The following is a 5840-nucleotide window of genomic DNA, read 5'->3' on the forward strand; positions in this document are numbered from 1 at the left end:
AGAACCTGAAACGGGCCGAACAGCGTCTGGGCCTGGTCATCCCCATCGTCTTCATCCTGATCGGCGTCCTGCTGTTCATGGCGTTGGGATCCTTCGCGGAGGCGGGACTGGTGTTCGCCTGCGTGCCTCTGGCCCTGATCGGCGGCGCCTTGGCGCTCGTCCTCAGGGGGATGCCTTTCTCGGTTTCGGCGGCGGTCGGCTTCATCGCCGTATCCGGTGTTGCGACCCTGAACGGGCTGGTGCTTATGCAGGCCATTCGGGAACGCCTGACAGGCGGCGCCGACCCACGCCTCGCCGCCATCGAAGGGGCGACGAGCCGGCTGCGCGCCGTCCTGACCACGGCCCTAGTCGCCATCGTCGGCTTTATTCCGATGGCGTTCGCCCACGGCGCGGGGGCGGAGGTGCAGAAGCCCTTGGCCACCGTCGTCATCGGCGGCCTGCTGACGGCCACGGCCTTGACCCTGCTGGTCCTGCCGACCTTCGCGGCCAAGGCCGTGAAGCACCGCAAGGCTGAAGGGCTCGAGGAATGAGCGAGGCCCACGCAACGGAGCAGGTCCAGCGCCGCACCCTCCTGACGGTGCTGGTCCTGAACGCCCTGTTGTTCGTGGGCCTGGGAGTCGGCGGCATCGCCGCCGACTCCAGCGCCCTGCTGGCCAATGCGGTCGACAACGGTTCGGACGCGGCCGTCTATCTGATCAGCTTCCTGGCGGTCGGACGCGCCCTGGTCTGGAAAACGGGGGCGGCGCGAGCCTCAGGTGTCATGCTCCTGATTTTCGCCGTTCTCGTCCTGCTTGACGCGCTGAGGCGGACCCTCACCGGGACTGAGCCTGTCGGCCCGACCATGATGGTCCTCGCGGTTGTGGCCGCCGTCATCAACCTGGTCTGCCTGCTGCTGATCCGTCGGCAGCACAGCGGCGACGTCAACATGAAGGCCGCCGAGACCTTCAGTCTCAACGACTTCGCGTCCAACGGCGGAATCCTTGTCGCGGGCGGTCTCGTCATGTGGCTCGACCAGTCGTGGCCGGACCTTCTCGTCGGCGTTCTGGTCGCCGCCATCGCCGCCAAGGGCGGCATCGACATCCTGCGCGATGCGCGCAAGGCCTCTGACACAGGAGCGGCCCAGTGAGCCCGTTGCTGCCTCACGATCTCCACCCCGGTGGAGCCTCCCCCCCCGACCTCACGCGGGTCCAGCGCTGGCGGAAACTCTTCATCCTCGTCGGCCTGTTCGCTCTCATCACCTGGACGGCGCTGGTCGAACCCACGCCCGTTCTCGAACATCCGGTGGAGCATCTCGGTCTGGTCGCCATCATGCTGTGCGTGATCGGCCGAGCCTGGTGCTCCCTCTACATCGGCGGCCGAAAGAAGCAGGAGATCGTTTCGGCGGGACCCTACTCCCTGTGCCGGAACCCCCTCTACCTGTTCAGCTTCATCGGGGCGTTCGGGATCGGCGCCCAGACGGGCAGCGCTACGGTGGGATTGGGCTTCGCCCTGGCCTGCTGGATCGTGTTCCGCACCGTCGTCGGGCGCGAAGAAGCCTATCTGAGCGAGACCTTCGGCGAGGTCTATGACGACTACCGCCGTCGCACGCCGCGCTTCTGGCCGGACCTGCGGGCCTGGCGCGACGAGCCCGAGCTCTCGGTACGACCTGCGTTCTTCCTTCGCACCGTCCGCGACGGCCTCGTCTTCCTGCTGGCGATGCCGGTGTTTGAGTCGCTCGAGCGCCTGCAGCAGATCGGCTGGTTCGACGCCGTCCTGCGACTGCCCTGACCGGAGGGCTTCGGATGACCCGCAAACGTCTCGTGACGCTCCTTTCGGCTGGCTTGGCAGCCGCAGCCTTCGCCGCCGGGGCGGCGGCGCGCCTCGCCTGGACGGGGCCGGAACCGCGTCGCCCGGCCGAAGCCCCGCAACGCCCATCGCCTTCCGCTCCTGTGGAGTTCGACCATGCCTAAGACCGTCAAACTGGATCTGCCCGTTCTCCTTCCGGGGGCGCCCGACGCCTCCGACGCCTGTGTGGGAAGACTGATCAGTCTGTTGCGCATCACCGACGGGGTCGAAAAGGCGCATGTCGAGGAAACGGACGCCGGACCGAAACTGTGTATCCACTACGATCCGGAGCGGCTTTCTCTTGCCCAGGTTCGCCGGGCCGCCACACAGGCCGGGGGATCGATCAGTGATCGCTACGATCACCTGGCCGGCTGGGTCGGGGGGGTGCGCCACGCCCGGCATGCGAGGACACTGGAGGCGGCGCTGGCCGCAGAGCCCGGCGTGCTGCAGGCGGCGCTCGACGCTTCAGGAGCTATCCGGGTCGAGTTCGACCGGCAGAAACTGGAGCGCACAGACCTCGAGGCGCGGCTTCGGGGCCATGGTCTGCAACTCTCGGCGAAGCCCCAAGCCACGGTCTCCGTGGACAGCGGCCACGGTCAGGACGGCAAAGCCGGCGAGGCGGCGCATGAAGGGCACGATCACGCGGCCGGGGAGGGGCACGACCATGCCCATGGTGGTTTGCTGGGGCCGAACATCGAGCTGTACTTCGCTCTCGCCAGCGGCGGCGCTCTCGCCGTCGGCTATCTGATCGAACGGTTCGCGCCCGGTGTTCCCGGGTGGGCTCCACTGGTCCTCTTCCTTGCGGCTTATCTGTTCGGCGGCTTCTTCACCATTCGCGAGGCGGTGGAGAACCTGAAGCGACGCCGCTTCGAGATCGACACCCTCATGCTGGTCGCGGCGGCGGGTGCGGCCGCCCTGGGCGCATGGGCCGAGGGGGCCTTGCTGCTCTTCCTGTTCAGCCTGGGTCACGCTTTGGAGCATTACGCGCTCGGGCGGGCGAAGCGGGCGATCGAGGCGCTGGCCGCCCTGGCGCCTCGCACCGCGCATGTGCGTCGCGGCGAAGAGGTCGTGGAGCTTCCGGTCGAGGACCTGGAGATCGGCGATGTCGTCGTGGTGCGCCCGAACGAGCGCCTGCCGGCCGACGGCTTCGTGGTCGTGGGGACGACCAGCATCAATCAGGCCCCGGTCACCGGCGAGAGCATGCCGGTGGACAAGCAGCCGGTGACGAACGCGGAAGAGGCGAGGGCGCGTCCAGCGGGCGTCATCGCCGCCTCGGTCGTGTTCGCGGGGACCATAAATGGCGCCGGCGCCATCGAGATCGAGACGACCAAACGATCGAGCGACACCACCCTTGCCAAGGTGGTGCGGATGGTCAGCGAAGCGGAGACGCAGAAGTCGCCGACGCAGAGGTTCACCGACCGGTTCGAGAGGATCTTCGTCCCTCTCGTGCTGGCCCTGGCCTTCGTCCTGCTGTTCGCCTGGGTCGTCGTCGACGAGCCTTTCCGCGACAGCTTCTACCGGGCCATGGCCGTGCTCGTGGCGGCCAGCCCCTGTGCCCTGGCCATCGCAACGCCCAGCGCGGTTCTGTCGGGTGTCGCCCGGGCGGCCCGCGCCGGCGTGCTGATCAAGGGTGGCGCGCCGTTGGAAAATCTGGGCGCGCTCGACGCCATCGCCTTCGACAAGACCGGCACCCTGACCGAGGGGCGACCCCGGATCACCGACGTTGTTCCGCTCGGACGGACCTCGCAAACCGATCTCCTGACGGTCGCCGTCGCCGTCGAGCGGCTCAGTGACCATCCCCTCGCGGAGGCGATCGTCCGCGACGGGAGCCAGCGCCTCGTCGCGGCTCCTGTGCAGACCGCGACGGATCTCCGCAGCCTGACGGGAAAGGGCGTCACCGCGACCCTGAACGGCGAGACGATCTGGATCGGCAAGCCGGAGATGTTCGGGGCGGATGGCGTCGCGCCGCTGGGTCCCGACGCCGAGATCGCCGTCGCGGCCCTGCGCAACCAGGGCCGCACCCTCATGGTGGTTCGCCAGGGCTCACACGACCTGGGTTTGATCGGCCTGCTCGATACGCCGCGTCCGCAGGCGCGCGAAACGCTCACGGCTCTGAGGGCCCTCGGCATCCGTCGGATGATCATGATCTCGGGCGACCACCAGAAGGCCGCCCAGGCCGTCGCCGGTCAGGTCGGTTTGACCGAGGCGTGGGGTGATCTCCTGCCGGAAGACAAGGTCGAGGCGATCAAGAAGCTCCGGGCCGAAGCCCGGGTCGCGATGGTGGGCGATGGCGTCAACGACGCCCCGGCCATGGCCACGGCGACCGTCGGCGTCGCCATGGGGGCGGCGGGGTCAGACGTCGCGCTGGAAACGGCGGACGTGGCCCTGATGGCGGACGATCTGTCCAAGCTGCCCTTCACGGTCGGGCTCAGTCGGCAGACCCGCCGGATCATTCGTCAGAACCTCTTCGTCAGCCTCGGCGTCGTCGCCTTCCTCGTCCCGGCCACCATCCTCGGTCTCGGGATCGGGCCGGCCGTCGCCCTGCACGAAGGCTCGACGCTCCTCGTCGTCTTCAACGCCCTGCGGCTGCTGGCCTGGCGCGATCCGCGCGCAGAGCCGTGACCCTCAAATCCCAGAAAAGGAGACTACCATGAAACGGTCCGGATGGGTTGGCGCGATCGCGTTGTTTCTTCTCATATCGGCCTTCGGCTTCGGGATGCTGTCCCGCCAGAACGCGACCCGACCTCCGGCGGTCACGCCCGTCGATGCTCGTCCGATCGACGCCCACGCGGGCCATGCCGACGCCGCGGCGTACAGTCCGGCCACCCGGTCGTTCAAGGAGGCCAACGAGCGCATGCACCTCGCCATGGAGATCGACTACAGCGGCGACGCCGATGTCGACTTCATGCGCGGGATGATCGCCCACCATGAGGGAGCGGTCGCTATGGCCCGGATCGCCCTGGAGCACGGAAAGGACGCCGAGGTTCGCGGGCTCGCCGAAGAAGTGATCCGCACCCAGGAAGCAGAGATCGTCCGCATGCGTGTGTGGCTCGCCAACCGCGCCGGACGTCCCGTCGAGCCGGCGGCCTAGATCATGGGCGGAAAGCGCTCCCCGATCCGCAGCCATGCCCCCCGATGGCGGCCAGGCCGGTATCGCCCTCGGGGTCGGACAAAGCGTCGGGTTCGGCCGTTCGATCCCGTTCCGGATACCTTGATCGCCCTCGCCGGCAGCCTCGTCGCAGGCCTGGTCGTCTGTGTCATCGCCGTGCCGCTAGCATCGCTCTACCGCATACCGATGTATCTCCCCTACGGGGCGCTGATGCTTTTGTTGACCTTCATGACCTACCGTGTCGCCGGAAGAGACAAGGCGGGACGGGTTATGGCGGGGGTGATGGGGGTGGTCTGCGTTCTTGGGGTGGCTGCGCTCTTTCTCGGCCGCGACCAGATTGTCCTCGGGTCCCGTCACCACCACGATACCCCCGGCCCGGTCGCCGCAACGCGCGCGGACTGACGTTGGTCGAGGTCGCAGAACCCCGCAGGCCGGCCCGGATCGCGCGCGGCGGCTGGCTCGACGTTCTCCGGTTCGTCGCCGGCGCCCTGATCATCCTGTATCACTTTCGCGAGGCGGCTCCGACGCCTCTGGGCGAACTCCACCCGGTGTTTGACCGGGGGTTCCTGCTGACCAACTTCTTCATCATCGATTCCGGGTACATTCTGGCCCGGATCTATGGCGACGGCTTCGCCGCCCGCTCGCTCAACATCCCGGACTATATCCGCCAGCGCGTCCTCAGGGTCGTCCCGTCTCATCTCGTCGTGATCGGCGTACTTGCCGCCATGGTCGCCGTCGCCGCCGCGGTCGGCATTCGCCCGAGCAATCCCCAGTGGTTCGACTGGGCGCAGCTCCCGGCGCAGGCGGCTCTGCTTCAGGCCTACGGCGTTCCGGGGGGGCAGGGCTGGAACGCGCCGACCTGGACGCTCTCGGCCCTGCTTGGATGTTAGCTCCTGCTGCCGTGGAT

7 protein-coding genes are annotated in these 5840 nt (G+C 68.1%); all 7 read left to right on the forward strand.

Going from position 1 to position 5840, the window contains the following annotated elements; genetic code table 11:
• On the forward strand, positions 1 to 530 hold a 530-nt coding region (locus Q0C81_RS14940), incomplete at its 5' end, for an efflux RND transporter permease subunit (RefSeq protein WP_291839621.1).
• Entirely contained in the window at positions 527 to 1126 is a 600-nt protein-coding gene (locus Q0C81_RS14945; protein ID WP_291839623.1) for a cation transporter, read from the forward strand. The genes Q0C81_RS14940 and Q0C81_RS14945, both read left to right, overlap by 4 nt.
• A complete protein-coding gene (locus Q0C81_RS14950; RefSeq protein ID WP_291839626.1) occupies positions 1123 to 1767 on the forward strand; it encodes an isoprenylcysteine carboxylmethyltransferase family protein in 645 nt (214 codons plus the stop codon). Before Q0C81_RS14945 ends, Q0C81_RS14950 begins: the two co-directional genes overlap by 4 nt.
• Positions 1768 to 1941: 174 nt before the next feature.
• A complete protein-coding gene (locus Q0C81_RS14955) occupies positions 1942 to 4446 on the forward strand; it encodes a heavy metal translocating P-type ATPase (protein ID WP_291839629.1) in 2505 nt (834 codons plus the stop codon).
• 28 nt (positions 4447 to 4474) lie between these two features.
• Positions 4475 to 4915 carry a DUF305 domain-containing protein gene (locus Q0C81_RS14960; RefSeq protein ID WP_291839634.1) on the forward strand — a complete coding sequence of 147 codons (441 nt, stop codon included), beginning with the start codon at positions 4475 to 4477 and terminating at the stop codon, positions 4913 to 4915.
• A gap of 120 nt (positions 4916 to 5035) precedes the next feature.
• Entirely contained in the window at positions 5036 to 5335 is a 300-nt protein-coding gene (locus Q0C81_RS14965) for a hypothetical protein (RefSeq protein WP_291839638.1), read from the forward strand.
• 2 nt (positions 5336 to 5337) lie between these two features.
• The gene (locus Q0C81_RS14970) at positions 5338 to 5823 is read left to right on the forward strand and encodes an acyltransferase family protein (protein WP_291839641.1); all 486 of its coding nucleotides are present in this window, start codon (positions 5338 to 5340) and stop codon (positions 5821 to 5823) included.
• The last annotated feature ends 17 nt before the right edge of the window (positions 5824 to 5840 follow it).

It is taken from the genome of Brevundimonas sp., from assembly GCF_023259385.1.
In the GTDB taxonomy this organism is placed as follows: domain Bacteria; phylum Pseudomonadota; class Alphaproteobacteria; order Caulobacterales; family Caulobacteraceae; genus Brevundimonas.